The organism is Janthinobacterium sp. CG3 (assembly GCF_000344615.1).
Classification (GTDB): Bacteria; Pseudomonadota; Gammaproteobacteria; order Burkholderiales; family Burkholderiaceae_D; genus Janthinobacterium.
In genome coordinates this window covers 1,421,916-1,447,979 of record NZ_KB467824.1, presented here as the reverse complement: position 1 = coordinate 1,447,979, position 26,064 = coordinate 1,421,916, and the positions used below count along the sequence as shown (strand labels likewise).

Below are 26,064 nucleotides of genomic sequence, written 5' to 3'. Positions count from 1 at the left end.
CCCAGAAGTGTGTTTTCGCAAAGTGTGTCGCTTTCCGACAACATTTTCACTTTATTTTCCGATGTCAAATTTGGCATCTTTTAGCAATTAATTATTATTGGACTGGTATCGGTCCGCCCATCTACTATCGCTATATAACAACTTCAGCGCGTCTTTCCAGGCGCCAACGGCTCCCGGCACCGTCATTTGCCGGGGATAACGATGGAGACAAAAATAATGAACCCAGGCAAAAAAATTCTGCTCGCCGTGCTGTTGGCCGCGGGCGCCATGGCGCCGGCGCTGGCGGCCGATAAGAAGCTCGTGCTCGGCTTCGCCCAGGTCGGCGCCGAAAGCGAATGGCGCACCGCCAACACGCAGTCGATCAAGAGCACCGCGCAAAAAGAGGGCGTCACGCTGAAGTTCTCCGACGCCCAGCAGAAGCAGGAAAACCAGATCAAGGCGATCCGTTCCTATATTGCCCAAAAAGTCGATGTGATCGCCTTCTCGCCGGTGGTGGAGTCGGGTTGGGACACGGTCTTGAAGGAGGCCAAGGCGGCCAAGATCCCGGTCATCCTGACCGACCGCAGCGTCGACAGCAAGGACGATTCGCTGTATGTGACGATGATCGGCTCCGACTTCACCGAGGAGGGGCGCAAGGCCGGCCGCTGGCTGGTCGAGAAATACAAGGGCAACAGCGGCGTGGTGAATATCGTCGAGCTGCAGGGCACGGTTGGCTCGGCGCCGGCGATCGACCGCAAGAAAGGTTTCGAGGAGATCGTCGGCAAGCAAGCCAACTTTAAGATTATCCGCTCGCAGACCGGCGACTTCACCCGCACCAAGGGCAAGGAAGTCATGGAAGCGTTCTTGAAGGCTGAGGGCAAGAAGATCAATGTGCTGTACGCGCACAACGACGACATGGCCATCGGCGCGATCCAGGCGATCGAGGAGGCAGGGCTGAAGCCGGCCAAGGATATCGTGGTGGTGTCGATTGACGGCGTCAAGGGCGCGTTCGAGGCGATGATCGCCGGCAAACTGAACGTCACGGTCGAGTGCAGCCCGCTGCTGGGTCCGCAATTGATGTCGACCGCCCGCGATGTGTTGGCCGGCAAGTCCGTGCCGAAGCGCATCGTCACCGAAGAAGGCATCTTCCCAATGGAAGTGGCGGCCAAGGAATTTCCGAATCGCAAGTATTGATTCGCGGCTAATACAACGGCACCGCTAGCAAAGTTGACACCCACGGCGAAGAGCCGGGGCCAGACCCTTGGGGTCCGACCCCAGACGTCTGCCCTTGGTTAGTTGACATCCCGGCCCCTTGGCCGCGAGCTGGCGGCTCGGCCATCCCCCCTGAAAGGCAAGCATGCACTCCATTCCGCCATGCGCGGCTCACGCCACCACTACGCCTGTACTGGCGGTGAGCGGCATCGTGAAATCCTACCCCGGCGTGCGCGCCCTGGCCGACGTCGCCCTGCGGCTGTTCCCCGGCGAGGTCCATGTTCTGATGGGCCAGAACGGCGCCGGCAAGTCGACCCTGATCAAGGTGCTGACCGGCGTCGAAAAGCCGGACGCCGGCCGCATCGAATTGAACGGCGAGGCCATCCGCCCAAGCTCGGTGCAACAGGCCCAGGCCCTGGGCATCAGCACGGTCTACCAGGAACTCAACCTGTGTCCGAACTTGTCGGTGGCCGAAAACATTTACATCGGCCGCTTTCCGATGCGCGGCGCGGCCATCGACTGGCGCACGCTGGAGCGGCAGGCGCGCCTGGCGCTGCACACGCTGAACATCGACGTCGACGTCGGCGAGCCGCTGTCGCACTTTCCGGTGGCGATCCAGCAAATGGTGGCGATCGCCCGCGCCGTCAGCGCCGAGGCCCGGATCCTGATCCTCGACGAGCCGACCTCGTCGCTCGACGACGGCGAGGTCGAACGCCTGTTCGGCGTGATGCGGCAGTTGCGCGCCAAGGGCATGGCGATCCTGTTCGTCACGCATTTCCTCGACCAGACCTACGCCGTGGCCGACCGCATCACCGTGCTGCGCAACGGCGCGCGCGAGGGTGAATACCTGGCCGCCGATTTGCCGCGCCTGGCCCTGATCAACAAGATGGTCGGACGCGACCTGGCGCAGACGCCGCGGGCGGCCAGGGCGGCGCCCAGCCCCGCCGCCGTGCCATTCCTGCAAGCGCGCGGGCTGGCGCGGACCGGCTCGGTGCAAGCCTTCGACCTCGACCTGTACCCCGGCCAGGTGCTGGGGCTGGGCGGCTTGCTCGGTTCCGGGCGCAGCGAGATCGCCCGCCTGCTGTTCGGCATCGACCGCGCCGACGCCGGCGGGCTGCACGTCGGCGGCAGCGGCGCGCGCTTCGCCTCGCCGCGCGACGCGGTACGCCACGGCATCGCCCTGTGCCCGGAGGAGCGCAAGACCGACGGCATCATCGCCGAGCTGTCCATCCGCGAAAACATCGTCCTGGCGCTGCAGGCCAAGCGCGGCATGTTCCGCTACCTGCCGATGAAGCGGCAACAGGAGCTGGCCGACGGCTACATCGCCGCGCTCGGCATCCGCACGCCGGACGCCGAGAAACCGATCGGGCAGCTGTCGGGCGGCAACCAGCAAAAGGCGCTGCTGGCGCGCTGGCTGGCCACCGCGCCGAAGCTGCTGATACTGGACGAACCAACGCGCGGCATCGACATCGCCGCCAAACAGGAGATTATGGAATTGATTACCGCCGAATGCAGGAAAGGCCTGGCGATCCTGTTCATTTCGTCCGAAATGAGCGAGGTACTGCGCATCAGCGACCGCGTCGCGGTGCTGCGCGACCGCAGTAAGATCGCCGAGCTCGACGTCGGCGACACGGACGAGCAGGGCATTTACCAATTGATCGCGGGAGGACGGGCATGATGGCGAACCTGCCGAGCGCCGGCACGGTCCAGGCCGAGGCCAACGGCGTCAAGGCGCTGGCCGCGGCGGCCTTGCGACACCGCCTGTTCTGGCCCTGCGTGACGCTGTTCCTGCTGGCGATGGTGAACGTGGCGTTCAACCCCAACTTCTTCCACCTGGAAATTAAGTCCGGCCACCTGTACGGCAGCGTGGTCGACATTCTGAACCGCGCCGCGCCGCTGATGCTGGTGGCAATGGGCATGACGCTGGTGATCGCCACCCGCGGCATCGACATCTCGGTCGGCGCGGTGGTGGCCATCAGCGGCGCCGTCGCCGCCAGCCTGATCGGCGGCGCGCTGGAAATGCAGAACGGCGTCCAAGTCTACGCCAGCAAGACGCCGCTGTTGCTGGCGCTGGCGGCGGCGCTCGGCGTGTCCCTGCTGTGCGGCCTGTGGAACGGCGTGCTGGTGGCCGGCGCCGGCATGCAGGCCATCATCGCCACGCTGATCCTGATGGTGGCCGGGCGCGGCGTCGCCCAGCTCATCAGCGACGGCCAGATCATCACGATTTATTACGAACCGTTCTTTTTCATCGGCGGCGGCTTCCTGTTCGGGCTGCCGTTCGCGCTGTTCATCGTGCTCGGCGTGTTTCTGCTGTTGTTGGTGCTGATGCGGCACACCGCGCTGGGCCTGTTCATCCAGGCGGTCGGCATCAATCTGGCGGCGGCGCGGTTCGCCGGCCTGAACGCGCGCGCGCTGATCCTGTGCGTGTACGCGTTTTGCGGCTTGTGCGCCGGCATCGCCGGCCTGGTCATCGCCTCCAACGTCAAGGGCGCCGACGGCAACAACGCCGGCATGCTGCTGGAACTGGACGCCATCCTGGCGGTGACGCTGGGCGGCACCTCGCTGGCGGGCGGCAAGTTCAGCCTGCTCGGCAGCCTGATCGGCGCGCTGATCATCCAGACGCTGACGTATGCGATCTATTCGATGGGCGTGGCGCCGGAGGTCAACCTGGTCGTCAAGGCGGCGGTGGTCTTCACGGTGTGCCTGATCCAGTCCGACACCACCCGCGCCGTGCTGGTCGATTTACTGCGGCGCGCGCGCCGGAAAGGAGTGCAGCCATGATGCGCCTGCCAACCCTGCATGCCCGCAACGTGCCGCTGGCCGTCACCAGCGGTCTGTTTTGCCTGATGTTCGCCTACGGCTCGATCAGTTACAAGGGATTCTTTTCGCTACAGGTGTTCCTCAACCTGCTGATTGACAACGCCTTCCTGATCGTCGCGGCGGTCGGCATGACCTTCGTCATCCTGTCCGGCGGCATCGACTTGTCGATTGGCGCGGTGGCGGCGCTGACGACGATGGTGTCGGCCATGCTGGTGCAGCAACACCATTGGAGCCTGTGGGCGGCCACGCCGCTGGTGCTGGGCATCGGCACGCTGTTCGGCCTGGTGATGGGCGTGCTGATCCATGTGTTCAAGCTGCAACCGTTCATCGTCACGCTGGGTGGCATGTTCCTGGCGCGCGGCCTGTGCTATGTGCTCAGCATCGACTCGATTTCGATCACCGACCCCTTGTATACGGCGCTGTCGCAGCACAAGATCATGCTGGGCGCCGACGCCTTCATCTCCGTTAACGTGGTGATCGCGCTGCTGGTGCTGGCGGCGGCGGTGTTCATCGCCCATTACAGCCGCTTCGGGCGCACCATTTACGCCATGGGCGGCAATGAACGTTCGGCTTCGCTGATGGGCCTGCCGGTCGGGCGCAGCAAGATATTGGTGTACACCTTGAGCGGTTTTTGCTCCGCGCTGTGCGGCGTGATGCTGACGTTCTATATGTTGTCCGGCTACGGCTTGCATGCGCAGGGGATGGAGCTGGACGCCATCGCCGCGGTGGTGATCGGCGGCACCTTGTTGACCGGTGGCAGCGGGTACGTCGCCGGCACGCTGGTCGGCGTGCTGATATTGGGCATTATTCAGTCCTTGATCATGTTCGACGGCGGCTTCAGCTCGTGGTGGACGCGCATCGCCGTGGGCGCTTTGCTATGCCTGTTCTGCATCATGCAGGGCGCGCTGAAGCGCAAGAAGGGCGTCGCCGGCGCTTGATCGGCCGGTGCGGCAGCGTGGCACCCGTAAAAAAAGCCCATCTGGTCCAGATGGGCTTTTTCGCAGGGATGTGGCCGGTTCAGCTTACCAGGCAGCCTTCAGCGTGTATTTGCCGTTGGTGGCGCCGGTGCCGCCCGAGTAGTGCGACACTTTACCGTACACCAGCAGCGCGCTCGCGCCGCTATTGGTGTAGGTGACGGTATCCGCCGCGCCGGTGCCGTTGGCGCTGGAACCGAGCTTGGTGCCGGCGCCGTTGACCAGGTCCAGATCGTAGTCCGAGCTGGCGTTTGGCGTCAGCGTCAGCGTCAGCGCCTTGCCTGCGGGCAGGCTGATCTTGAAGTAATCAAGGTCGGCGTGCGCGCTCAGGTTGCCGCTGACGGTGGTGTTGGCGGTGGCGACGGCATTGGCGGTGGCAATGCTGTCGTTGCTTTCCGCTTCAAGCTGGGTTGGGCCGGGTGGCACCACCACGCCGAGGATCTTCTGCGCTTCGAACTTGGCGCGGAAGGTGTTGGCGTAGATCGGGTCGCCCGGATACAGCGTGGCCGCGGCGTTGACGATGGCCGTGGCCATCGCCGGCATTTTGATGTTCGAGCCCAGGCCGAAATGCGCCTCCAGGATGATCTTGTCGATGTTGGCGCGCGGCTTGCCGGCGGCAATCAAGGACACCATCGACTCGTACAGCGGCGCCGACCACAGCTCGTCCGACTGGAACGTGACGCCGTTTTCGGTGACGTTGACGTGCGCGCCGTACGTCTTGGTGCTGTTGTACATCGCGTTGGTGCGGTTGGTCAGGCGGCCGCCCCAGCAAGCGCCGTGGCCGTCCCAGCTGAACGCCCATTCCGGGTGGTAGGTCTTGCCGTTGGCGGTGCTGTAGGAATACGACGCGGCCCAGTAGTCGCCGAAGCCTTCGCCCATGGCGCCGGTGTCGCCGCCGCTCCAGTTCGAATTGATGTTGGCCTGGATGCCATGGCCGTATTCGTGCAGGATCACGTCGGCGTCTTCCGAGTCGTTGACGCAACCATGGCCGAACGCCAGATAGTCGTTGCTGCCGCCGTGGCTGTAGTGGGAATTGTCGTCGCCGTTGACGCCGTCGGTGTCGACGTCCAGTGGGCGGTTGATGATGCCCTTGGTGCCGGTGAAGCCGAGCGACTGGATGTAGCGCTGGCTTTGATCGAGGTGGAAGTAAACGTTGCTGTCGTCGAAGGCGTTGTTGCCGCGCTTGGCGGTCCAGACGCCGTTGGTGGTGGTGCTCGGCGCGGTGTTCGGCGATTCGAGGTTGGTGATGTTGACGTAGGGGCCGGTCAGCTTGTAGACGCCGCCGCTGACGGTCAGGTCGGGCAGCGACTTGTTCGAGTAGGCGGCGTCGAAGGCCGATGCCGGCGAGGTGTCGGTCAGGGCGTCGTTGGCCAGCGCGGTGCGCGGGTCCGGATCGAAGACCAGGCCCATGCCGTTGATGCCGGAAGCGGCCACGGCAACGGCTGCGGTTCCGGCCGCCACCTTGCCGCCCGAGAGCGACTGCGCCTTGGCCGCCGGCAGCGCTTGGGCCGCCTGGGTTGCGGCGACGCGGTCCAGCTGCGTGCCGGCCAGGCGGCCGCGCGCGGCGATGCTGCGCTCGCCGCCTTTATTGGTGCGCGGCAGCGACGTCGAGTAGGAGTCGATCAGCTCGCCGTTGTGCGCGTTCAGGTATTGGACGAAGCCGCCGGTCGGCATCTGCGCCTCGATCTGCACCTTGCGGGCCAGCTGGACGCCGTCCTTGGTTGCCACCCACACCAGTTCCGCGCTAGGCGTGGACACCAGCGGATGCTGCACCTTCATGTTGTTCCAGCCCTTGTCCAAGGCCTTGTCGGCGGAGATTTGGCTTTGCACATACAGCTGGTTGACGGCGTTCGCGTCGACCGTCGCCGAAATGTGCTTGGTTTCGTTGAAGATCTTGTTCAGCTGGCCGTCGTTGCGGATCGAGACGATGATCTCGGCCCGGTCGAGCGGCAGGCCGCGCAGCATTTGCTGGTAGTGGTAATGCTTGCCGGTCAGCGATTCCTGCACCTTGGTCAACACCAGGTTACCCAGGTCGGCCGGTAGGCCATAGGTGCCCGCGTGGCGCAGCAATACCGTCTGGGCGGAACCGGCACGGGTGTTCGAGAACACCGTGAGGTTTTCCGTGGTGATGCTCTCGGCCTGGGCCAAGCCCGCGTAAGCGAGGACAATCAAAGAAGCCAAAATAGAACGTGAGTGATGCCGCATATATACTCTCCAAATCGTTTTTTAGGATATGCGTCGTTTGACTGTCATGGGGGTGCCGTGTAGCCCCTTATTCACCAAGCAACGTGAATAAAGTATATGGCCGGTACTGTTGGAGTTTGGCAAATATTTCCAGAATGTGACAACTACGCAACATTGCACAGGCGGTATTACACAGGCGTAAAAAATGGCATATGATCAGGAGCCCAGTACCTATGTGAAGAGGGTCCAGATGCGTCTTTCCTACGCCGTCGTGATGGTGGCCACCTTGTACGCCGGCTGCGCAGTGGCCGAACGGCCGGCGCAGACTAGCGCGCCGGTGGCGCCGGTCGGACAGCCCCTGCCGCCGAAGCCGATTCCCGACCAAGAGCCGGAGGTGACGCAAGCGGTGCGCCAGGTTTTGCTGGACGCCGCCGAGGGCAAGGTGGCGCCGCAGCAGTTCACCGAACGCGCTCGCGCCGCCATGTTTCCGGATGAGGCCAAGGCGCTGGGCGCGAGCCTGCGCGGTTACGGCGCCCTCGATTCGCTGCAATTGTTGGAGCGCAAGGTCGACGGCGAAGACCGCCTGTACCGCTACCGCGCGGCGTATGCGAAGGCGAGTGTGCTGGTCGACATTACCTACAACAAGGGCGGGCGCATCGGCCTGCTGCAAGCGCGCCCGGAATAGGGCGACCAGGCTGCGCAGTCGCGCTTCCCGCCAACGAAAAAAGCCGCTATTGCTAGCGGCTTTTTACATCCTGGGCGAAAGCGTTTGCCTAGAAGGCCGGTTTTGGCCCGTCGGTTTCATACGTCAACATCTCTGCCCCGACTTCGGCGCGCCACGGCACACCAAATTCGGTCAGCAGTTCGCTTCCCACGCGCATGGTTTCCCAATCGCTGCGCGATCCCATAACAATCGCCACTGTCGCATTCATTGAAGTCATCCTTTTAGTAAAAATAGTGAACCCAGCGTTGATACACCGGTATGCCGATCAATACGTTGACGGGGAACGTCACACCCAGCGCAGCCAAGATCGCCAGGCCGACATTTGCCCCGGGAATTGCGGCGCGGATCGCAGCCGGTGCCGCGATGTAGGACGCACTTGCCGCTAGCGCCGCCAGCACGAGGGTGCTGCCCTCCGGTAGATTGAACAGCAACGCCAATCCAATTCCCGACCAAGCCAGCGCGAACGGGGCGAGCGCCGCGAACACGATCAGGCGCCAGTGCTTCCACGGTAGCGGCGAGCAAAAGCGCGCCGTGCACAGCCCCATCTCCAACAGGAAGATCGATAGCATCGTCTTGAAGCCACCTATCAGCACGGTCTGCAATGGCTCGAGGCCGGGCGGTCCGTACAGATAGCCGATCAATACGCCGCCACCTAGCAGCAGCACACCGCGGCTTGTCAGCGCTTCATGCAGTACGCCGCCTTGCGCGTTTTGGCCGCTGGTGCGGCGCTGCCAGAGCAGCATCACGACGATGGCCGGCAACTCCAGCATGACCAGATACAGCGTGGTTTGCGGGCTGACGGGTAGACCGGCACGCTCGACCAGGGTGAGCACCACGGCGAACGTCCCGGCGCTCACCGAGCCGTAATGGGCGGCAACGCTGGCGGCGTTGTCTGGCGATAGCCGCACCATTCTGCGCAGCACCGGGTAACACACGATAGGCAGGAGCACACCGAGTCCCGCAACTGCGAGCAGCTCGGGCAACATCGATGATTGAAACTTACCGTGCAGCGCCATCCCTCCCTTCAGACCCAGCACCAGCATCAACAAAATGGCCAGGGTGTCATAAAACGAGGCTGGCACTTTCAAGTCCGACTTCATCAGCCCCGCGAACAGTCCGAGCGCAAAAAACGCAATCACGATATCTGGCATGCAGCACTTTCGTTGTTGAGAAAGTGGCGATTTTGGCGGACTCCAGGGTATATTGGGTAATAAATTAATCCATGCAAAGGTATAGAAAATTATCTATGAATATCCGCCACCTTAGTTTTCGCCTGCTGCAGGTGTATGTACAGGTCATACGTTTAGGCACGATTTCGGCCGCTGCAAGGGCTCTGCATCTAACCCAGCCAACCGTGTCGCTACAACTGAAGCGCTTGACGGAAGCGGTCGGCGAGCCGCTGGTTGAAAGCCGCGATGGCAAAACGGTCGCTACCCATGTGGGTGAACAGTTGTATGGCGCCGCCTGCGATGTGCTGGGGCGGTTCGATGACTTCAACGGCGTGCTTGAGCAAGCCAGGGGGGGGAACTTGGGCCATGTGCGAATCGGTGTCGTGACCACGGCCAAATATGTTTTGCCGCGTTTATTGGGTCCGTTTTGCGAACAATTTCCCCAGGTCGGTGTGACGCTCAATGTAGGGAATCGGGCCAATGTACTAGAGCGCTTTGAGCGCCAGGAGGACGACATCTACCTTTTCAGTCATCCGCCAAGCGGACCAACGGTACATGCAACGCGGATACTGAAAAATCCGCTGCAGCTCATTGCGCCCGCCGGGCACTGGGCGGTAGGGCGAAAAAAGTTACCTTTTTTCGAATTAAGGCAGGAACGCTTCCTGGTGCGCGAGCCTGGTTCGGCGACACGCATGATGTTCGAGTCTTGGCTCAGCGGGCACGGCATGGAGTTGGGCAATACGATGCAGATCGCTAGCAATGAGGCGATACGCTTGAGTGTTGCTTCGGGCCTGGGACTGTCGGTTATTTCCGCGCACACTCTGCAGGAAGGCCGGGAGCGACTGGCGCTACTCGACGTGCATGGTTTTCCGCTTGAAAGCAATTGGTATCTGGTGGCGCGCAAAGACCGCCGCCTGCCCTACGCGGCCCGCGAACTGGTACGCTTCATCGGCGCGCATGCGGACGAATTCATCGAGTCAGACTGGATCTATCCGGACATACGGGAATTGACCGAGCAATTTGTCAGCACCAAACCTGATTCGTGGTCTGACCGCTGATGCTTCCCGAGTATTCCACCATGTTGTCGCCACACGGCCTCACGGCGATGCAACAGCGTCGCTTGGTTCGCTGTGCCCGGCTTGCGGGAGGACTTGCGCCACCGGGACGCCGATGCCGTGGGTATCAAAAAAGCCGCTATCGCTAGCGGCTTGCAACAACTAAGGGCGCACCGCGGGGGCGGCGCGCCTGGCATACCGCTTAGTCGGCGGCGTAGATGTCGTTGTCCTTGGTTTCCTTGACGAACAGGGTACCGATGACCACGGTCGCCAAGGCGATCACGATCGGATACCACAGGCCGTAGTAGATGTCGCCCTTGAAGGCCACCAGCGCGAAGGCGGTGGTCGGCAGCAGGCCGCCGAACCAGCCGTTGCCGATGTGGTAGGGCAGCGACATTGAGGTGTAGCGGATGCGGGTCGGGAACATTTCAACGAGCATCGCGGCGATCGGGCCGTACACCATCGTTACGTACAGCACCAGGATGAACAGCAGCAAGACCACCATCGGCTTGTTGATCTGGTCCGGATCGGCCTTGGCGGGATAACCCGCGGCCTTGATGGCGGCGCCGGCTTCTTTCTTGAAGTCGGCTTCTTTCGCCTTGCTGGCGGCGTCGAAGTTCAGATTGTCCGGCGTCATGCTCGCGGTGAAGGAGCTGACTTCCTTGTCGCCGATCTTGATTTTGGCAATGCTACCGGCCGGTGCGTCTTCCTTGGTGTAGTTGACCGAGCTGGCCGACAGCACCTGGGTGGCGATGTCGCACGAGGATGGGAACTTCTTGGTGCCGGTCAGGTTGAACTGGAAGTGGCAGGAGGCCGGGTCGGCGACGACCACCACCGGCGAGTTCTTCAGCGCGGTTTCCAACGCCGGGTTGGCGTAGTGGGTCAGGCCGGCGAAGATCGGGAAGTAGGTCAGCGCGGCGACCAGGCAACCGCCGAGGATGATGTATTTGCGGCCGATGCGGTCCGACAAGGTGCCGAAGAAGATGAAGAACGGCGTCGCCAGCAGCAGCGCGATGGCGATCAGGATGTTGGCCGTGGCCAGGTCCACTTTCAGGGTCTGGATCATGAAGAACAGCGCGTAGAACTGGCCGGTGTACCACACCACCGCTTGGCCGGCGGTCAGGCCGATCAACGCCAGGATGACGATCTTCAGGTTTTTCCATTTACCGAAGGCTTCGCTCAGCGGCGCTTTCGAGGTTTTGCCCTCGGCTTTCATTTTGGCGAAGGCCGGCGATTCGCTCATCGACAGGCGGATCCAGACGGAAATGCCGAGCAGCAGCACCGACACCAGGAACGGCACGCGCCAGCCCCAGGCGGAGAATGCTTCTTCGCCGACGGCCAGGCGGGTGCCCAGGATCACCATCAGCGACAGGAAGAAGCCCAGCGTCGCGGTGGTCTGGATCCAGGCGGTGAAGGCGCCGCGCTTGCCTTCCGGCGCGTGCTCGGCAACGTAGGTGGCCGCGCCGCCGTATTCGCCGCCCAGCGCCAGGCCTTGCAGGATGCGCAGCGTGACCAGGATGATAGGGGCGGCGATGCCGATCGAGGCGTAACCCGGCAGCAGGCCGACGATGAAGGTCGACGCGCCCATGATCAGGATGGTGACCAGGAAGGTGTACTTACGCCCGATCATGTCGCCGAGGCGGCCGAACACCAGCGCGCCGAATGGGCGTACGATGAAGCCGGCGGCAAAGGCCAGCAGCGCGAAAATGAAGGTGGTGGTCGGGTCGCCGACGAAGAACTGTTTGGCGATGATGGAGGCGAGCGAACCGTACAGGTAAAAATCGTACCACTCGAATACGGTGCCCAGCGAGGACGCGAAGATGACCTTGCGCTCCTCGGGGGTGATCGGGGTGCCCTTGGTGCTGACTTTCCGCGTGTCCGCGGTGCCGGATGATAGTGCCATGTCTGTCTCCAATATAATTATTTGAACTACTTTTAGCAGATTTGTTATTACGCCATCAGCTGCACCGAGTCTGAGCGAGAAAACTTACGCCATGCTTGCGCCAAGCTTACGCCAAACTTACATAATGTGCCGCCGCGCGGACAAGTGGAGGCTTCTGATGACGACGTGATAAATTTGCGAACGACCGTACTAAAATGTGCTATTCTCGTTTTATCGATTCACGAACTTGCCGTTGGCAGAGCGTGCCGCAGTGCCGCCTGCCAGCTTAAAACCATCCTTTAGGAGACTCACATGATAGACGCCGTCATCGTTTCGACCGCCCGCACCGGTTTGGCCAAGTCCTGGAAGGGCGCGTTCAATATGACGCACGGCGCCACCCTTGGCGGCCACGTGCTGCAGGCGGCGATCCAGCGCGCCAACATCGAGGCCGGCGAAGTGGAAGACGTGCTGGTCGGCTGCGCCAATCCCGAAGGCGCCACCGGCGGCAACATCGCGCGGCAGATCGCCCTGCGCGGCGGCGCCCCGGTCACCACCGGCGGCATGACCATCAACCGCTTCTGTTCGTCGGGTTTGCAAGCCATCGCGCTGGCGGCCCAGCGCATCATCGCCGGCGAAGGCGACATCTACGCCGCCGGCGGCGTCGAATCCATTTCCTGCGTGCAGCAGGAGATGAATATGCATATGTATAAGGAGGTTTGGCTGTCGCAGAACAAGCCGGAGATTTACTGGCCGATGCTGCAGACGGCCGAGACCGTCGCCAAGCGCTATCACATCGGCCGCGAACGCCAGGACGAATACGGCGTGCAGAGCCAGCAGCGCGCCGCCGCGGCCCAGGCCGCCGGCCGCTTCGACGCCGAAATCGTCGCCATGACCACCACCATGGGCGTCGCCGACAAGGCCTCGGGCATGTTGCTGACGCGCGAAGTGACTATTTCCGCCGACGAGGGCATCCGCGCCGACACGACGCTGGAGGCGGTCTCGAAAATCCGCTCGGCGGTACCGGGCGGCGTCATCTCCGCGGGCAACGCCAGCCAGTTTTCGGACGGCGCCTCGATGGCCATCGTCATGAACAGCAAGGTTGCCGAAGCGAAGGGCTTGCAGCCGCTGGGCATCTTCCGCGGTTTCGCCGTGGCCGGCTGCGAGCCCGACGAAATGGGCATCGGCCCGGTCTTCGCGGTTCCGAAGTTGCTAAAAAAGGCCGGCCTGACGGTTGCCGACATCGGCCTGTGGGAGTTGAACGAGGCTTTCGCCGTGCAGGTGCTGTATTGCGCCGACACGCTGGGCATTCCGATGGACCGCTTGAACGTCAACGGCGGCGCGATCGCCGTCGGCCATCCTTACGGTGTGTCGGGCGCGCGCCTGGCCGGCCATGCGCTGATCGAGGGCAAGCGCCGCGGCGTCAAGTACGTCGTCGTGACGATGTGTATCGGCGGCGGACAGGGTGCGGCGGGCCTGTTTGAAGTAGTCTAAGTTTCATCCGGCGGGCGCTCACAGTAAGCGCCCGTTTTTTATTCCAGAGACAAACACCATGCAATCAACAATCCTTTCCCGGCGCGATCTCGATTTCCTGCTGTATGAATGGCTGGACGTGGCGGCGTTGACGGCGCGTCCGCGCTATGCCGACCACAACCGCGAGAGCTTCGACGCGGCGATCGACACGGCCGAGCGGATCGCCACCGATCTGTTCGCGCCGCACAATAAGAAGAGCGACCAGCAGGAGCCGCGCGCGGTCCCCGGCGACGGCTGCCTGGAGGTGCAACTGATTCCCGAGGTGAAGCTGGCGCTGGACGCATTCTGCGCCGCCGGCTTGATGGCCAGCGCACAGGACTACGCGTACGACGGCATGCAATTGCCGTCGGTGTTGGAGAAAACCCTGTCGGCCTACGTCACGGCGGCCAACGTCGGCACCGCCTCGTATATCTTCCTCACCGTCAGCAACGCCAACACCTTGCTCAAGTGTGGCACGGCGGAGCAGGTGCGGCGTTTCGTCCGGCCCATGTTCGAGGGTAGGTTTTTCGGCACCATGTGCCTGTCCGAGCCGCAGGCCGGCTCCAGCCTGTCCGACATCAGCACCCGCGCCGAGCCGGACCCGGTCGAGGGCGTCGAGGGCGAGCGCCAGTATCGCCTGACCGGCAACAAGATGTGGATCTCGGCCGGCGAACACAATCTCGCCGGCAATATCGTCCACCTGGTGCTGGCGAAGATCCCCGGCCCGGACGGGCGCCTGATCGCCGGCGTGCGCGGGATTTCGCTGTTCATCGTGCCGAAGTTCCTGGTCGGCGCCGACGGCGAGCCGGGCGCGCGCAACGACGTCGTGCTGGCGGGGCTGAACCACAAGATGGGCCACCGCGGCACCAGCAACTGCCTGCTCAACTTCGGCGAGGGCAAGTTCAAGCCGGACGGCAAGGCCGGCGCCATCGGCTACCTGGTCGGCCAGCCGCACCAGGGCCTGGCGAATATGTTCCATATGATGAACGAGGCGCGCATCGCCGTCGGCCTGGGGGCGGCCGTGCTCGGCTACACCGGTTACCTGCACGCGCTCGATTACGCCCGCAGCCGGCCGCAGGGACGCCATCCGGCCGCGAAGGACCCGGCCCAGCCGCAGATTCCCATCATCGGGCATACCGATGTGCGGCGCATGTTGCTGGCGCAGAAGTCTTACGTCGAGGGCGGGTTGGCGCTGGTGCTGTATAGCGCGCGCCTGGTGGACGAGGCGAATAGCGCCGAAACGCCGGCCGCGCGTGAGCACGCCAACCGCCTGCTCGACTTTTTGACGCCGATCACCAAGTCGTGGCCGTCGCAGTGGTGTCTGGAGGCAAACAACCTGGCGATCCAGGTGCATGGCGGCTATGGTTACACGCGCGAATATAATGTCGAGCAGTTCTACCGTGACAACCGCCTGAATGCGATCCATGAAGGCACGCACGGCATCCACCGGCTCGACTTATTGGGGCGCAAGGTGGCGCTGCAGGACGGCGCGCTGTTCCAGAGCTTCGGCGCGGAGCTGGCCAAGACCGTGGCCAAGGCGCGCGTGGTCGACGATGGCGGCTTCGCGTCCGACCTGAACGGCTACGCCGACGCGCTGGCCGCCACCTGGGTGCGCGTCGAACAGGTGACGCTGGCCTTGTACGCGGCCGGCGACATGAACAAGACGCTGGCCAACGCCAGCGCCTATCTGGAGGCGCTGGGCCACACGACGGTGGCCTGGATCTGGCTGGAACAGGCGCTGTTGGCGGCGAGCAAGCTGCCGGCGGCGCTGGCTGGCAATCCGGCCGACGCCGACTTTTATCGCGGCAAATTGCAGGCTTGCCGCTACTTCTACCATTGGGAATTGCCGAAGGCGCGGCAGCAGTTGGATGTACTCGAAAGCATCGACACCACGAGCCTTGATATGCAAGACGCGTGGTTTTAACCTCATTTATATAAAAAATATGATCAAGCACATCGTTTTCTGGAAGTTGAAGGACCACGCCGAGGGCGCCGACCGCGCCACCAACGCCGTCAAGATGAAGGCGCTGCTCGATTCCTGCGCCAATCTGGTGCCGGGCATGCTGAAGTTCGAAGCCGTGCTGGCCCAGCCGGGCCTGGAGGCGAGCTACGACGTGGTGCTGTACTCGGAATTCGCTAACAAGGCGGCGCTTGACGCATATCAGGATCATCCAGCGCATATCGCGATCAAACCATTCATCGGCGCCGTGCGCGAAGCGCGCCAGTGCATGGACTACGACATCTAAAAGAATAGAGGAAACACTATGCGTACGACACAAGAATTATTCAGCCTCGTCGGCAAAACCGCGCTGGTCACCGGCGGCTCGCGCGGGCTGGGCCTGCAAATGGCGCTGGCGCTGGGCGAGCAGGGCGCCACGGTCGTCATTGCCGCGCGCAAGCAAGCCGACCTGGACGAGGCGCTCGCCTTCCTGGCCGAGCGCAAGGTCAGCGCCTACGCCGTCGCCGTCGATTTGTCGAAGGACGAGGCCGCCACTGAACTGGTCGACGCCGCGCTGGAACGCCTGGGCCACATCGATATTCTGATCAACAACGCCGGCGCCAGCTGGGGCGCGCCGGCCGAGGATTATCCGCTGGAGGCCTGGGACAAGGTGATGAACCTGAACATCCGCAGCATCTTCCAGGTGTCGCAGGCGGTCGGCAAGCGCTCGATGATTCCGCGCCAGTCGGGCCGCATCATCAACATCGCCTCGATCGCCGGCTTGGCCGGCAACCCGCCCGGCCCGATGAAAACCATCGCCTACAACACGTCGAAGGCGGCGGTGATCAACTTTACCCGCACGCTGGCGGGCGAGTGGGGCGCCTACGGCATCAACGTCAACGCCATCGCGCCGGGTTTCTTCCCGTCCAAGATGACCAAGGGCTTGCTCGACAAGATAGGCGTCGACGAGCTGAAGAAGGACGTGCCGCTGCGCCGCATCGGCGACGACGAGGACTTGAAGGGCGTCACGCTGCTGTTCGCCTCCGACGCCGGCAAGCACATCACTGGCCAGACGCTGGCGGTTGACGGCGGCGTTTCGGCGGTTTGAAAGGAGACATCATGACTAGTTACCAACGCATCGTACTGGCCGCCCGGCCGCGCGGCGAGGTCAAGGCCAGCGACTTCCGCCTTGAAACGGTAGCCGCGCCCGAGCTCGCCGACGGCCAAGTGCTGGTGCGCAACGACTATTTGTCGCTGGACCCGTATATGCGCGGGCGCATGAGCGAGGCGAAAAGCTACGCCGCCCCGCAGGCGCTCAACGAAACGATGATAGGTGGCACCGCCGGCCAGGTGGTGGCGTCGCGCCACCCGAAATTTGCCGTCGGCGACGCAGTCGTCGGCGTGCTCGGCTGGGCCGAGATGGCGGTATCCGACGGCACCATGCTGCGCAAGGTCGACACCAGCCGCGTGCCCCTGTCGGCCTACCTGGGCGCGGTCGGCATGCCGGGCATGGCCGCGTGGTACGGCTTGAACCAGATCATGCACCCGAAGGCGGGCGAAACCGTGGTGGTCACGGCGGCCAGCGGCGCCGTCGGCAGCGTGGTCGGGCAACTGGCCAAGTTGCGCGGCTGCCGCGTGGTCGGCGTGGCCGGCGGGCCGCAGAAATGCGCCTACGTGGCCGACGAGCTGGGCTTCGACGCCTGCATCGACTACCAGGCCGGCAACGTCGCCGCCGACCTGGCCGCGGCGACGCCGCACGGCATCGACGCGATCTTTGAAAACGTCGGCGGGCCGATCTTCGACGCCGCGCTGCCGCGCACCAACGCCTTCGGCCGGGTCGCGCTGTGCGGCCTGATCGCCGGCTACAACGGCGCCGACATGTCGATCAAGAATTTCCGCTTCCTGCTGACGAGCCGGCTGACGCTGCGCGGCTTCATCGTCACCGAGCACATGGAATACTGGCCGCAGGGGCTCTCCGAGCTGGGCCTGCTGGTGGCCGGCGGCAAACTGCGCTACCGCGAAACCATCGCATCCGGTCTGGCGGCGGCGCCCGAGGCCTTCATCGGCCTGCTCCAAGGTAAAAACTTCGGTAAACAACTGGTGAAACTAGGCTAAATGAACAACTTCCAAAACAAAGTCGTCGTGATCACCGGCGGCGCCGCCGGCCTGGGCCGGGAATTCGCCAACGTCGCGGCGCGCCTGGGCATGAAACTGGTGCTCGCCGACGTACAGCAAAACGCGCTCGACGCGGCCCGGGCCGAACTCGAGGCGGGCGGCGCCGACGTGCTGGCGCTGCTGTGCGACGTGCGCAAGGGCGAGCAGGTGCAGGCGCTGGCCGACGCCAGCATGGCCAAGTACGGCGCCGTGCACCTGCTGTTCAACAACGCCGGCGTCGGCTCGGGCGGGCTGATCTGGGAAAACTCCGAGGCCGACTGGGAATGGGTGCTGGGCGTCAACCTCTGGGGCGTCATCCACGGCGTGCGCATCTTCACCAAGCTGATGCTTGAATGCGCCAAAGCCGACCCGGCCTACGAGGGACACATCGTCAACACCGCCTCGATGGCGGGGCTGCTGAACGCGCCGGCGATGGGCGTCTACAACGTTTCCAAGCACGCCGTCGTGTCGTTGGCCGAAACCCTGTACCACGACCTGAAGCTGGTCGAGGCGCCGATCGGCACCTCGGTGCTGTGCCCGTACTTCGTGCCGACCGGCATCAACGAATCGCACCGCAACCGCCCGGACGACGTGCGCATGACGGCGCGTCCGACGGCCAGCCAACTGGCCTCGCAGGCGGTGACGACCAAGGCCGTGACCTCGGGCAAGGTATCGGCGGCGCAAGTGGCCGACATCACCTTCGACGCCATCCGCGGCGGCCAGTTCTACATTTACTCGCACCCGAACGCGCTGGGCGGCGTGCAAGAGCAGATGGCTGCCATCGTCGCGCGGGAAAATCCGCCTGACCCGTACCGTGCCACGCCGCACGTCAGCGAAATGTTGCGTTCGAGTATGAAGATGGCCCAAGCTTGAGTCCGCGCATGCGACAATCAGCGTTTCCCCGACATTTATTCGACACATGAGCAAGCACAGCCTGCACACCATCCGATTTGGCGACTGGGACACCCTGCGCGCCGACGCCCGCCTGATCCGCTTTGAAGTCTTCGTCGACGAGCAGAAAGTGCCCGCCGAAATCGAACTCGACGACATGGACCCGTTGAGCCTGCACGCTGTCGCCTACGACGCTGCCGGCGTGCCGGTCGGCACCGGGCGCCTGCTGCCGGACGGCCACATCGGCCGCATGGCGGTGCGCAAGGCGGGGCGCGGCGGCGGCATCGGCGGCGCGCTGCTGCAAGCGCTGATGGGCAAGGCGCGCGAGCGCGGCGACGTGCGCGTCGTACTGAACGCGCAAACGCTGGCCGCGCCGTTCTACCAGGCGCACGGCTTCGCCATCAGCGGCCCCGAATTCGACGAAGCCGGCATCGCGCACGTGGAAATGGCGTTGGCATTCAATTAATCCCGAGCAGGCAAGCGCGCCAACAACCCGGGTCGCGTCGGGAGGCTTATTGGATGAAGAGTTCGTGCAATTCGCCGGGCGCCTCGGCGTAGAGTTTGACGACGGTCGAGCTGCGCGTGCCATAGCCCGGCGTTTCGATGCGCACCGCCGAGAGCACGCGTTCGAGGTCGAGTGGCACGCCGGTTTCGGGCAGGCGCAGGTCGGGCGCGCGCGCGGTGTCGGCGAGCATTTCGAAATAGGCTTCGTCGGGCGCGCCCTGGCACAGCAGGCTGGCGAATTGGGCTTTGGTTTTGAGCACTTTCGGCCACGGCGCGTCGAGCAGGGCGTTCGACAGGCCGTAGATGCCCGCCTCCAGCGGTTGGCCGTTGCGGGCGTCGTCCTGGCCGCGGTTGGAGTACCAGATCAGGGTGTCGCGGTCGCCCAGCACCAGGTTATAGCCGTTGTAGTCGGCGCCGCCGGCTTCGATGTCGGCGACGTATTGTTGCGCCGTCATGCTGCCGGCCAGGTAGTCGGCCACCAGCGCGCCGCGCGACGGCGCGTCGCTGCGCCGGTCTTGCGGGCTGCGGATGTTGGTGATGGCGGCGAAGCGCGAGCCGGCCCCGCCTTCGCGGGTGATGCCCATCCAGCTGCCGCCGGCTTGCAGGTCGCGCCCGGCGTAGACGTTCGGGTGTTCCGGCCAGACGCCGGCCGGCGCGCTGGCCCGTTCGTAGAATTCGTCGCGGTTGGCGGCGGCGATCAGCGGCACGCCGGGGATGACTTTCCAGGCAAAGACGATCAGGCACATGGGTTCAGGTCCATAAAGACTTCGGTGTGGCGCGCGCCCGCGGTCAGGGCGGCCACGCCGCTTTGCTGCGCTGCGGCGTCGAGCGCGGCCGCGAAGCCGGGCGCGGTGGCCGCGTAGATCTCCATCCAGGTTTGCAAGCCGTCCTTGCTGTCGGGTCGGCGCTTGAGTTGCGCGGCGACGCCGTGTTGCGCGCCCAGCCGCGCTTGCAGCGCCGTCACCAGCCCCAGCAGAGCGGCGGCGTCTTCTTCGCGTACCTGGTAATAAATGTAGAGGTCGTTCATCGCGGCTACAGGTCGAGCGCGTCCAGCACATAGGGCATCGCCAGGAAGCGCAGCGGCGCGCCGCCGGCCGAGCCGTGCCGCACCGAACCCGCGTCGGCCGTGCCTTGTTCGATCGCCGCCAGTTTCATTTCGACCAGCGCGTCGATGCCGCCGGCGCCGTTCGGCGCCGCGTTGACGACCATGCCGCACGGTTGCTCCGGGTCGGCCACGGCGAACACCTCGTCGCCGGCCTTGGCGCCGGCGTCGGCGATACTGACGAGCGTGGTGCGGCGCTTGAGCTTGCCCAGGTACTGGCTGCGCGCGACGATTTCCTGGCCCGGGTAGCAGCCTTTCTTGAAATTGACGCCGCCCAGCAGTTCGAAGTTGACCATTTGCGGCACGAATTTTTCCTGCGTGGCGGCGCCAATCTGCGGCACGCCGGCGTGCACTTCGGACAGGCGCCAGGCGTCGTTGCCGCCCTTGGCCAAGCCGGCGGCCAGCGCCGGCCAGACGGCTTGCGCGCTCTCGGCCGACAGCAGCCACTGGTAGCGCGGCGCGCCGAAGGCGTCGGCCACGCGGATCAGGGTGCCGTGCGGCTGTTGCTCCAGCTTGGCGTAGGGCGCGCTCGGCAGGGCCGCGAACCAGGTCTTCAGCAGGGCCTCGGCCTTGGCGCCGCCCAGTCCCAGGATAAGCTGGTTGGCGGCGTCGGCGCTGGCGTCGTGCAGCTTGGCCTTGGCGCGCATGACGAACATTTGCAGGCGTTTTTGCAGCGCCGGTTGAATATCGCGCGGCAGTTCGAGGAAAATCGACGTATCATTGCGCCACATCAAGAAAGTTGCCAATAAGCGACCCTTGGGCGTGCAATAGCCGGCCAGGCGCGCTTCGGCGGCGCCCAGGTGTTCGACGTCGTTGGTCAATTGGCTGTGCAGGAAGGTGGCGGCGTCGTCGCCGCTGATGCCGATCAGGCCGAGGTCGGTGATCGGGGCGACGAAACCGTCGGCCAGATCGGCGGCGCCCAGCGCCGCGCCGAAGTCGTCAAACAGCCCGTCGCTGCCGTGCGCGCCCTGCAGCACTAAAAATTGATTCCAGTTATTCATAATTTCCAATAGTTTGACGATTAAAGCATTATCATTACGGGCTCATTATAGTGATGTCGCGAAAAACGCGCCGAGTATCACCAAAAATCGCCCGCCGGCATCATTCACCACTTGAATCTAACAGATGGCTTTCATTAAAACAGTTTTCCTTAGCGCGATGGTGGCCGCAGCGGCCGCCGGTGTCGGTTTTGCCTACTGGGCGCAGCAGCCGATTACCGAACAGGAGCCGGCGATTGCGTTTACGATCACCCCCGGCAGCGGCGCCCACGCGGCGGGCCAGCAAATCGCCGAGGCCGGGGTGCCGATCGAGCCGCTGCTGTTCAACCTGCTGGCGCGCGTCAGCGCCAAGAGCGGCAAGCTGAAGGCCGGTTCCTACGAGTTGAAGCCGGGCACCACGCCGATGCGCCTGATTAACCAGTTGGCGCGCGGCGAATTCGCCCAGGAATCGCTGACCATCATCGAGGGCTGGACCTTCAAGCAGATGCGCCTGGCGATGGCAGCCCACGAGGGCTTGAAGCACGACACCGCGCAACTGAGCGACCAGGCGCTGATGGCCAGGATTACGCCCGAGTACAAATTGCCGGAGGGCTTGTTCTTTCCCGATACCTATCTGTTCGCCAAGGGCGCCAGCGACATGCAGGTGTTCAAGCAGGCGCACGCGATGCTGATGGAGCGCCTGCGCGAGGCGTGGGAGAAGCGCGACCCGGCCCTGCCGTACAAGAGCGCCTACGAGGCGCTGACGATGGCCTCCATCGTCGAGAAGGAAACCGGGCAAAAGTCCGAGCGTACCATGATCGCCGGCGTGTTCGTCAACCGCTTGAAGCTGGGCATGCTGCTGCAAACCGACCCGACCGTGATTTACGGCATGGGCGAGCGCTACGACGGTAAAATCCGCAAGCGCGACCTGGAAGGCGACAACCCGTACAATACCTACACCCGCGCCGGTTTGCCGCCGACGCCGATCGCCTTGCCGGGCGCGCAGTCGCTGACCGCGGCGCTGGCGCCGGCCAAGACCGACGCGCTGTATTTCGTCGCCCGCGGCGACGGCACCAGCCAATTTTCCGGCACCCTGCCCGACCACAACCGGGCAGTGAATCAATATCAACGATAGGCGTTTGCGTTTCATGACACAACAGAGTATTACCCCTGCGCGTTTCATCAGCTTCGAAGGCATCGACGGCGCAGGCAAATCGACACACATCGGTTTCGTGGCCGCATTCCTGCGCCTGCGCGGCGTCACGCTGGTGACGACGCGTGAGCCGGGCGGCACGGCGCTGGGCGAAAAGCTGCGCGACTTGCTGCTGCACGAGAAAATGCATTTGGAAACTGAAGCGCTGCTGATGTTCGCCAGCCGGCGCGAGCACATCGCCCAGGTGATCGCGCCGGCGCTGCAGCGCGGCGAGTGGGTGATCTCGGACCGGTTCACCGACGCCAGCTTCGCCTACCAGGGCGGCGGGCGCGGCCTCGACCGCGGCAAGATGGAGGCGCTGGAGCAATGGGTGCACCCGGCCTTGCAACCCGATCTGACCTTGCTGTTCGACGTGCCGCTGGAAGTGGCGCGGGCCCGGCTCGACGCCACCCGTTCGCTCGACAAGTTCGAACAGGAACAGGCCGACTTCTTCAGCGCCACCCGCGAGGAATACCTGCGCCGCGCCGCGCAGTTTCCGCAACGCTTCCGCGTGATCGACTCGACCCAGTCGATTGCCGCCATCGAAGGACAATTGGCGGCGATATTGCATGCCGTGCTCGATGTATCGACGCCCGGGCATTGACCGCGCGTGCGCAATACGGCGCCGGTAACACATTAAGAACGCTTTGCAGGCCGTTGTTTTAAAAAGAAAAATAGATATGAGTAGTCCACTTTATCCTTGGCAAGAGGCCGCCTGGCAACAGTTGCAACAGCTGCGCGCGCGCATGCCGCACGCGATCCTGTTCCACGGCGCGGCCGGCATCGGCAAGTCCGACTTTATCGAACGTTTCGCCCAGTCCTTGCTGTGCGAGGACGTGCGCGCCGACCACCACGCCTGCGGCAAATGCGCCTCCTGCGGCTGGTTCCTGCAGCACAACCATCCGGACTACCGCCGCGTGCGGCCGGAGGCGCTGGAGGACGAGGTCGACGGCGACGACCCGGAGGCCGACGGCGGCAAGAAAAGCAAGTCGACCAAGACGCCGTCGAAGGACATCAAGATCGAGCAGATCCGCGCGCTGGCCGACTTCATGAACATCTCGACCCACCGCCAGGGCTTGCGGGTGGTGGTGCTGTATCCGGCCGAGGCGCTCAACACGCCGGCCTCGAACGCCTTGCTGAAAACTTTGGAAGAGCCGCCGCCGGGGACCGTGTTCCTGTTGGCGTCGAACAGCCTGGACCGCTTGCTGCCGACAATTTTGTCGCGCTGCCGCAAGTTCGCGCTGCCGATGCCCAGCCACGAGCAGGCCTTGGCCTGGCTCAAGGTGCAGGGTTTGGGCGACGCCGACAGTTGGTTGCGCGAGCAGGGCGGGGCGCCGCTGGCGGCGCTGGCCAGGGCCGACACCGGCGGCGGCCGCGAGGAAACCGAGGCCTTGCTGCAACTGCTGGCCCATCCGAGCGTCGAAGGCGCGCTGAAAACGGCCGAGAAATTGCAGAAGGCGCCGCTCAATCTTTTGGTTTCTTGTTTGCAACGCTGGCTTTACGACGTTTTTTCGTACAAACTGGCGGGAAACATCCGTTACTATCCCCGCTACCAGAGGGAGTTGGAGGCGCTGGCCGGGAAAATCCACGTCAGCCGTTTGATGGGCGCGATCAAAAGCGCCAACGAACGGCGCGCGGTGGCCGAGCATCCGCTCTCGCCCAAGCTCTTTATCGAGGACATGCTGCTCGACTACACGGCCTGCTGTGCTTGAAAGGAAATGAATGACAGGCAGCCCAACTGACGTGACCGCCGTGCCGATAGGCCGGCCGACGGTGCTGTCGCTGGCGATCAAGGAAAAGGCCGCCCTGTACGCGGCTTACATGCCGTTCCTCAAGTACGGCGGCATGTTCGTGCCGACGCAGAAACCGTACAAGATCGGCGACGAGATCTACCTGATCCTGGCGCTGATGGACGACGCCAACAAATACCCGATTGCCGGCAAGGTCGCCTGGTTGACGCCGCCCGGCGCCAACAACAACAAGGCGCAAGGCATAGGCGTGCACTTTCCCGACGATGACAGCGGCCAGCGCGCCCGCCTGCGCATCGAGGAAATCCTCGGCGCCGCGCTGCGTTCGTCGCGCGCCACCCACACGCTGTAGCGGCCGCCCCGTCCGGCGGCGCCCTGGACCGGCGCCGGCGCGGTCCGGTCCCCGCGCTGGCGAGCGCCGCGCCGCTCGCGTACAATCGCGCCATGTATATCGATTCTCATTGCCATATCAATTTCCCCGAGCTGGCCGCTCGCATGCCCGAGATCCTCGCCAAGATGGCCGAGAACAAGGTCACCCACGCTTTGTGCGTGTCGGTCGACCTGCCGGACTTTCCACAGGTGCTAGCGCTGGCCGAACAGTATCCGCATATTTTCGCCTCGGTCGGCGTCCATCCCGACTACGAGGAAACGCCGGAGCCGTCGGTCGACGAGCTGGTGCGCCTGTCGGACCACCCGAAAATTATCGCCATCGGCGAGACCGGCCTGGACTATTTCCGCCTGACCGGCGACCTGGAGTGGCAGCGCGAGCGTTTCCGCACTCACATCAAAGCATCAAGAATCACCCGTAAGCCTTTGATTATCCACACCCGGGCCGCCAGCGAGGACACCATCGGCATCATGCGCGAGGAGGGCGCCGGCACCGACGCGGGCGGCGTCGCCGGCGTCATGCATTGCTTCACCGAATCGCTGGACGTGGCCAGGGCCGCCATCGACATGGGTTTCTACATCTCTTTTTCGGGCATCGTGACGTTCAAGAGCGCCAAGGATTTGCAGGCGGTGGCGCGCGAAGTGCCGCTGGAGCGCATCTTGATCGAAACCGACTCGCCCTACCTGGCGCCGGTGCCGTTCCGTGGCCGCATCAACGAGCCAGGCTACGTGGCCCATGTCGCCGAATACCTGTCCGCGCTAAAGGGCATTCCGCTGGCCGACGTCGCACGCCAGACGACGGATAATTTCTTCAATCTATTCAACGTAGTACGGTGACTTCCTCATGTTAAAGCTCTTCTCCCTGCGGCGCCGCGCCGGCGCGTTCGCGCTGGCCGCCGCGCTCGGCGCCGGCGTCTGCGCGCCGGCCGCGGCCGACGATGCCTACGATTTCTCCCGTTCGGCGCAGATCGACGACGCCCGCACCATGGGCAAGTTGCTGGCGGCCGGCGTCGACCCGAACCTGGCCGAGCCGCAGCGCGGCGACCCGGGCATGGTGCTGGCGTTGCGCGAAGGTTCCAACAAGGTGTTCAATTTGTTGCTGGCGCAGCCGCGCATCAATCTGGAGGCGCGCTCCGGCAACGGCGACACGGCCTTGATGATGGCCGCCTATAAGCGCAACATGCCGGCCGTGATGGCCTTGCTGGCCAAGGGCGCGAACGTCAACCAGACCGGTTGGACCGCCTTGCACTACGCCGCCTCGATCGGCGACGACGCCATCGTCCGCGTTCTGCTTGAACGCCACGCCTATATCGACGCCGAATCGCCGGCCAAGATCACGCCGCTGATGGTGGCCGCGCGCGACGGCAAGGACTACACCGTCAAACTATTGCTTGACGAGGGCGCCGACGCCACGCTGAAGAGCGCGCACGGCTGGACCGCCGTGCAGTTTGCCATGGCCACCGACAAGGTTTACGTCGCCGATATCATCAACGCCCACCTGAAGGCCAAGGCCGGAAAATAGTCCGCCCACTGCCTTGCCCCGCGCCGATTACGCGAACTGGCGCGGAATTGCCGCCCAGCTCACAGCTTTGCTTCCCGTCACTATTGGCGATAATGGTTTCGTCACATTAACGGAAGGAAAGAAACATGGGCAGTCATCAT

The 26,064-nt window shown here is 63.9% G+C and carries 26 protein-coding genes; 19 read left to right on the top strand and 7 right to left on the bottom strand.

The window, feature by feature from the left end:
- Positions 1-216: 216 nt before the first annotated feature.
- From JANGC3_RS0106170 to yjfF, 4 genes are all read left to right on the top strand, one after another.
- Positions 217-1,173 (top strand): ABC transporter substrate-binding protein, encoded by a 957-nt coding sequence (locus JANGC3_RS0106170; RefSeq protein WP_017875613.1) that lies wholly within the window; start codon positions 217-219, stop codon positions 1,171-1,173.
- 163 nt (positions 1,174-1,336) lie between these two features.
- Entirely contained in the window at positions 1,337-2,869 is a 1,533-nt protein-coding gene (locus JANGC3_RS0106165; RefSeq protein WP_051068233.1) for a sugar ABC transporter ATP-binding protein, read from the top strand.
- The gene (locus tag JANGC3_RS0106160; protein WP_017875611.1) at positions 2,866-3,972 is read left to right on the top strand and encodes an ABC transporter permease subunit; all 1,107 of its coding nucleotides are present in this window, start codon (positions 2,866-2,868) and stop codon (positions 3,970-3,972) included. The genes JANGC3_RS0106165 and JANGC3_RS0106160 overlap by 4 nt, the downstream gene beginning before the upstream one ends.
- Positions 3,969-4,949, top strand: coding sequence for a galactofuranose ABC transporter, permease protein YjfF (yjfF, locus tag JANGC3_RS0106155; RefSeq protein ID WP_017875610.1), 981 nt, complete (start codon positions 3,969-3,971; stop codon positions 4,947-4,949). Before JANGC3_RS0106160 ends, yjfF begins: the two co-directional genes overlap by 4 nt.
- A gap of 84 nt (positions 4,950-5,033) precedes the next feature.
- Here the strand turns inward: yjfF and JANGC3_RS0106150 are convergent, their stop codons facing one another.
- Positions 5,034-7,157, bottom strand: coding sequence for a M36 family metallopeptidase (locus tag JANGC3_RS0106150; RefSeq protein WP_232429665.1), 2,124 nt, complete (start codon positions 7,155-7,157; stop codon positions 5,034-5,036).
- Positions 7,158-7,419: 262 nt separating this feature from the next.
- On the opposite strand from JANGC3_RS0106150, the gene JANGC3_RS30655 reads away from it, so the two are divergent.
- A complete protein-coding gene (locus JANGC3_RS30655) occupies positions 7,420-7,854 on the top strand; it encodes a hypothetical protein (protein ID WP_017875608.1) in 435 nt (144 codons plus the stop codon).
- Positions 7,855-7,942: 88 nt separating this feature from the next.
- Here JANGC3_RS30655 and JANGC3_RS33165 read toward each other — a convergent pair whose 3' ends face one another.
- Positions 7,943-8,101, bottom strand: coding sequence for an AIR carboxylase family protein (locus JANGC3_RS33165; RefSeq protein WP_198291996.1), 159 nt, complete (start codon positions 8,099-8,101; stop codon positions 7,943-7,945).
- Positions 8,102-8,114: 13 nt separating this feature from the next.
- The gene (locus JANGC3_RS0106135; protein ID WP_017875606.1) at positions 8,115-9,044 is read right to left on the bottom strand and encodes a sodium-dependent bicarbonate transport family permease; all 930 of its coding nucleotides are present in this window, start codon (positions 9,042-9,044) and stop codon (positions 8,115-8,117) included.
- 95 nt (positions 9,045-9,139) lie between these two features.
- On the opposite strand from JANGC3_RS0106135, the gene JANGC3_RS0106130 reads away from it, so the two are divergent.
- On the top strand, positions 9,140-10,120 hold the full coding sequence (locus JANGC3_RS0106130) for a LysR family transcriptional regulator (protein WP_017875605.1): 981 nt from the start codon (positions 9,140-9,142) through the stop codon (positions 10,118-10,120).
- A gap of 199 nt (positions 10,121-10,319) precedes the next feature.
- Here JANGC3_RS0106130 and JANGC3_RS0106125 read toward each other — a convergent pair whose 3' ends face one another.
- Positions 10,320-12,020, bottom strand: coding sequence for an MFS transporter (locus JANGC3_RS0106125; RefSeq protein ID WP_017875604.1), 1,701 nt, complete (start codon positions 12,018-12,020; stop codon positions 10,320-10,322).
- Positions 12,021-12,311: 291 nt separating this feature from the next.
- Between JANGC3_RS0106125 and JANGC3_RS0106120 the strand changes: the two genes are divergently transcribed.
- From JANGC3_RS0106120 to JANGC3_RS0106090, 7 genes are read left to right on the top strand one after another with little or no spacing between them, the layout of a single operon-like run.
- A complete protein-coding gene (locus JANGC3_RS0106120) occupies positions 12,312-13,490 on the top strand; it encodes an acetyl-CoA C-acyltransferase (protein WP_017875603.1) in 1,179 nt (392 codons plus the stop codon).
- Between the two features lie 58 nt (positions 13,491-13,548).
- Positions 13,549-15,432 carry an acyl-CoA dehydrogenase gene (locus JANGC3_RS0106115; protein ID WP_017875602.1) on the top strand — a complete coding sequence of 628 codons (1,884 nt, stop codon included), beginning with the start codon at positions 13,549-13,551 and terminating at the stop codon, positions 15,430-15,432.
- Positions 15,433-15,451: 19 nt separating this feature from the next.
- Complete coding sequence (locus JANGC3_RS0106110) at positions 15,452-15,754, top strand: Dabb family protein (RefSeq protein ID WP_017875601.1); 303 nt, start codon at positions 15,452-15,454, stop codon at positions 15,752-15,754.
- An 18-nt stretch (positions 15,755-15,772) separates the two neighbouring features.
- Positions 15,773-16,555 (top strand): SDR family oxidoreductase, encoded by a 783-nt coding sequence (locus tag JANGC3_RS0106105; protein WP_017875600.1) that lies wholly within the window; start codon positions 15,773-15,775, stop codon positions 16,553-16,555.
- Between the two features lie 11 nt (positions 16,556-16,566).
- Positions 16,567-17,562: an NADP-dependent oxidoreductase gene (locus JANGC3_RS0106100; RefSeq protein WP_017875599.1), complete on the top strand. Its 996-nt coding sequence runs from the start codon at positions 16,567-16,569 to the stop codon at positions 17,560-17,562.
- A complete protein-coding gene (locus tag JANGC3_RS0106095; RefSeq protein ID WP_017875598.1) occupies positions 17,563-18,474 on the top strand; it encodes an SDR family oxidoreductase in 912 nt (303 codons plus the stop codon). It abuts the gene before it with no gap.
- A 46-nt stretch (positions 18,475-18,520) separates the two neighbouring features.
- Positions 18,521-18,958, top strand: a complete 438-nt coding sequence (locus JANGC3_RS0106090) for a GNAT family N-acetyltransferase (RefSeq protein WP_017875597.1) — start codon at positions 18,521-18,523, stop codon at positions 18,956-18,958.
- A 46-nt stretch (positions 18,959-19,004) separates the two neighbouring features.
- Here the strand turns inward: JANGC3_RS0106090 and JANGC3_RS0106085 are convergent, their stop codons facing one another.
- Genes JANGC3_RS0106085 through ygfZ form a run of 3 tightly spaced genes read right to left on the bottom strand, consistent with a single transcriptional unit; the run spans position 19,005 to position 21,099 of the window.
- On the bottom strand, positions 19,005-19,742 hold the full coding sequence (locus JANGC3_RS0106085) for an NRDE family protein (RefSeq protein ID WP_017875596.1): 738 nt from the start codon (positions 19,740-19,742) through the stop codon (positions 19,005-19,007).
- The gene (locus tag JANGC3_RS0106080) at positions 19,733-20,023 is read right to left on the bottom strand and encodes a DUF4936 family protein (protein ID WP_017875595.1); all 291 of its coding nucleotides are present in this window, start codon (positions 20,021-20,023) and stop codon (positions 19,733-19,735) included. Before JANGC3_RS0106080 ends, JANGC3_RS0106085 begins: the two co-directional genes overlap by 10 nt.
- A gap of 5 nt (positions 20,024-20,028) precedes the next feature.
- On the bottom strand, positions 20,029-21,099 hold the full coding sequence (gene ygfZ, locus JANGC3_RS0106075) for a CAF17-like 4Fe-4S cluster assembly/insertion protein YgfZ (RefSeq protein ID WP_035788282.1): 1,071 nt from the start codon (positions 21,097-21,099) through the stop codon (positions 20,029-20,031).
- Positions 21,100-21,223: 124 nt separating this feature from the next.
- Here ygfZ and mltG point away from each other — a divergent pair, with 124 nt between their 5' ends.
- The 6 genes from mltG (at position 21,224) to JANGC3_RS0106045 (ending at position 25,924) form a co-directional block, all read left to right on the top strand.
- Positions 21,224-22,210 carry an endolytic transglycosylase MltG gene (gene mltG, locus JANGC3_RS0106070; protein ID WP_198291995.1) on the top strand — a complete coding sequence of 329 codons (987 nt, stop codon included), beginning with the start codon at positions 21,224-21,226 and terminating at the stop codon, positions 22,208-22,210.
- Positions 22,211-22,223: 13 nt separating this feature from the next.
- Entirely contained in the window at positions 22,224-22,871 is a 648-nt protein-coding gene (tmk, locus tag JANGC3_RS0106065) for a dTMP kinase (RefSeq protein WP_035787550.1), read from the top strand.
- 76 nt (positions 22,872-22,947) lie between these two features.
- Positions 22,948-23,979 carry a DNA polymerase III subunit delta' gene (locus JANGC3_RS0106060; RefSeq protein WP_026132621.1) on the top strand — a complete coding sequence of 344 codons (1,032 nt, stop codon included), beginning with the start codon at positions 22,948-22,950 and terminating at the stop codon, positions 23,977-23,979.
- 10 nt (positions 23,980-23,989) lie between these two features.
- Positions 23,990-24,367 (top strand): PilZ domain-containing protein, encoded by a 378-nt coding sequence (locus tag JANGC3_RS0106055; protein WP_026132620.1) that lies wholly within the window; start codon positions 23,990-23,992, stop codon positions 24,365-24,367.
- Positions 24,368-24,459: 92 nt separating this feature from the next.
- Positions 24,460-25,239 (top strand): TatD family hydrolase, encoded by a 780-nt coding sequence (locus tag JANGC3_RS0106050; protein WP_026132619.1) that lies wholly within the window; start codon positions 24,460-24,462, stop codon positions 25,237-25,239.
- Between the two features lie 7 nt (positions 25,240-25,246).
- Positions 25,247-25,924: an ankyrin repeat domain-containing protein gene (locus tag JANGC3_RS0106045; RefSeq protein ID WP_017875588.1), complete on the top strand. Its 678-nt coding sequence runs from the start codon at positions 25,247-25,249 to the stop codon at positions 25,922-25,924.
- Positions 25,925-26,064 lie beyond the last annotated feature (140 nt).

Coding starts and splice junctions, on each gene's coding strand:
- JANGC3_RS0106170 (WP_017875613.1), top strand. CDS start 217: ATGAACCCAGGCAAAAAAATTCTGCTCGCCGTGCTGTTGGCCGCGGGC.
- JANGC3_RS0106165 (WP_051068233.1), top strand. CDS start 1,337: ATGCACTCCATTCCGCCATGCGCGGCTCACGCCACCACTACGCCTGTA.
- JANGC3_RS0106160 (WP_017875611.1), top strand. CDS start 2,866: ATGATGGCGAACCTGCCGAGCGCCGGCACGGTCCAGGCCGAGGCCAAC.
- yjfF (WP_017875610.1), top strand. CDS start 3,969: ATGATGCGCCTGCCAACCCTGCATGCCCGCAACGTGCCGCTGGCCGTC.
- JANGC3_RS30655 (WP_017875608.1), top strand. CDS start 7,420: ATGCGTCTTTCCTACGCCGTCGTGATGGTGGCCACCTTGTACGCCGGC.
- JANGC3_RS33165 (WP_198291996.1), bottom strand. CDS start 8,101: ATGAATGCGACAGTGGCGATTGTTATGGGATCGCGCAGCGATTGGGAA.
- JANGC3_RS0106135 (WP_017875606.1), bottom strand. CDS start 9,044: ATGCCAGATATCGTGATTGCGTTTTTTGCGCTCGGACTGTTCGCGGGG.
- JANGC3_RS0106130 (WP_017875605.1), top strand. CDS start 9,140: ATGAATATCCGCCACCTTAGTTTTCGCCTGCTGCAGGTGTATGTACAG.
- JANGC3_RS0106125 (WP_017875604.1), bottom strand. CDS start 12,020: ATGGCACTATCATCCGGCACCGCGGACACGCGGAAAGTCAGCACCAAG.
- JANGC3_RS0106120 (WP_017875603.1), top strand. CDS start 12,312: ATGATAGACGCCGTCATCGTTTCGACCGCCCGCACCGGTTTGGCCAAG.
- JANGC3_RS0106115 (WP_017875602.1), top strand. CDS start 13,549: ATGCAATCAACAATCCTTTCCCGGCGCGATCTCGATTTCCTGCTGTAT.
- JANGC3_RS0106110 (WP_017875601.1), top strand. CDS start 15,452: ATGATCAAGCACATCGTTTTCTGGAAGTTGAAGGACCACGCCGAGGGC.
- JANGC3_RS0106105 (WP_017875600.1), top strand. CDS start 15,773: ATGCGTACGACACAAGAATTATTCAGCCTCGTCGGCAAAACCGCGCTG.
- JANGC3_RS0106100 (WP_017875599.1), top strand. CDS start 16,567: ATGACTAGTTACCAACGCATCGTACTGGCCGCCCGGCCGCGCGGCGAG.
- JANGC3_RS0106095 (WP_017875598.1), top strand. CDS start 17,563: ATGAACAACTTCCAAAACAAAGTCGTCGTGATCACCGGCGGCGCCGCC.
- JANGC3_RS0106090 (WP_017875597.1), top strand. CDS start 18,521: ATGAGCAAGCACAGCCTGCACACCATCCGATTTGGCGACTGGGACACC.
- JANGC3_RS0106085 (WP_017875596.1), bottom strand. CDS start 19,742: ATGTGCCTGATCGTCTTTGCCTGGAAAGTCATCCCCGGCGTGCCGCTG.
- JANGC3_RS0106080 (WP_017875595.1), bottom strand. CDS start 20,023: ATGAACGACCTCTACATTTATTACCAGGTACGCGAAGAAGACGCCGCC.
- ygfZ (WP_035788282.1), bottom strand. CDS start 21,099: ATGAATAACTGGAATCAATTTTTAGTGCTGCAGGGCGCGCACGGCAGC.
- mltG (WP_198291995.1), top strand. CDS start 21,224: ATGGCTTTCATTAAAACAGTTTTCCTTAGCGCGATGGTGGCCGCAGCG.
- tmk (WP_035787550.1), top strand. CDS start 22,224: ATGACACAACAGAGTATTACCCCTGCGCGTTTCATCAGCTTCGAAGGC.
- JANGC3_RS0106060 (WP_026132621.1), top strand. CDS start 22,948: ATGAGTAGTCCACTTTATCCTTGGCAAGAGGCCGCCTGGCAACAGTTG.
- JANGC3_RS0106055 (WP_026132620.1), top strand. CDS start 23,990: ATGACAGGCAGCCCAACTGACGTGACCGCCGTGCCGATAGGCCGGCCG.
- JANGC3_RS0106050 (WP_026132619.1), top strand. CDS start 24,460: ATGTATATCGATTCTCATTGCCATATCAATTTCCCCGAGCTGGCCGCT.
- JANGC3_RS0106045 (WP_017875588.1), top strand. CDS start 25,247: ATGTTAAAGCTCTTCTCCCTGCGGCGCCGCGCCGGCGCGTTCGCGCTG.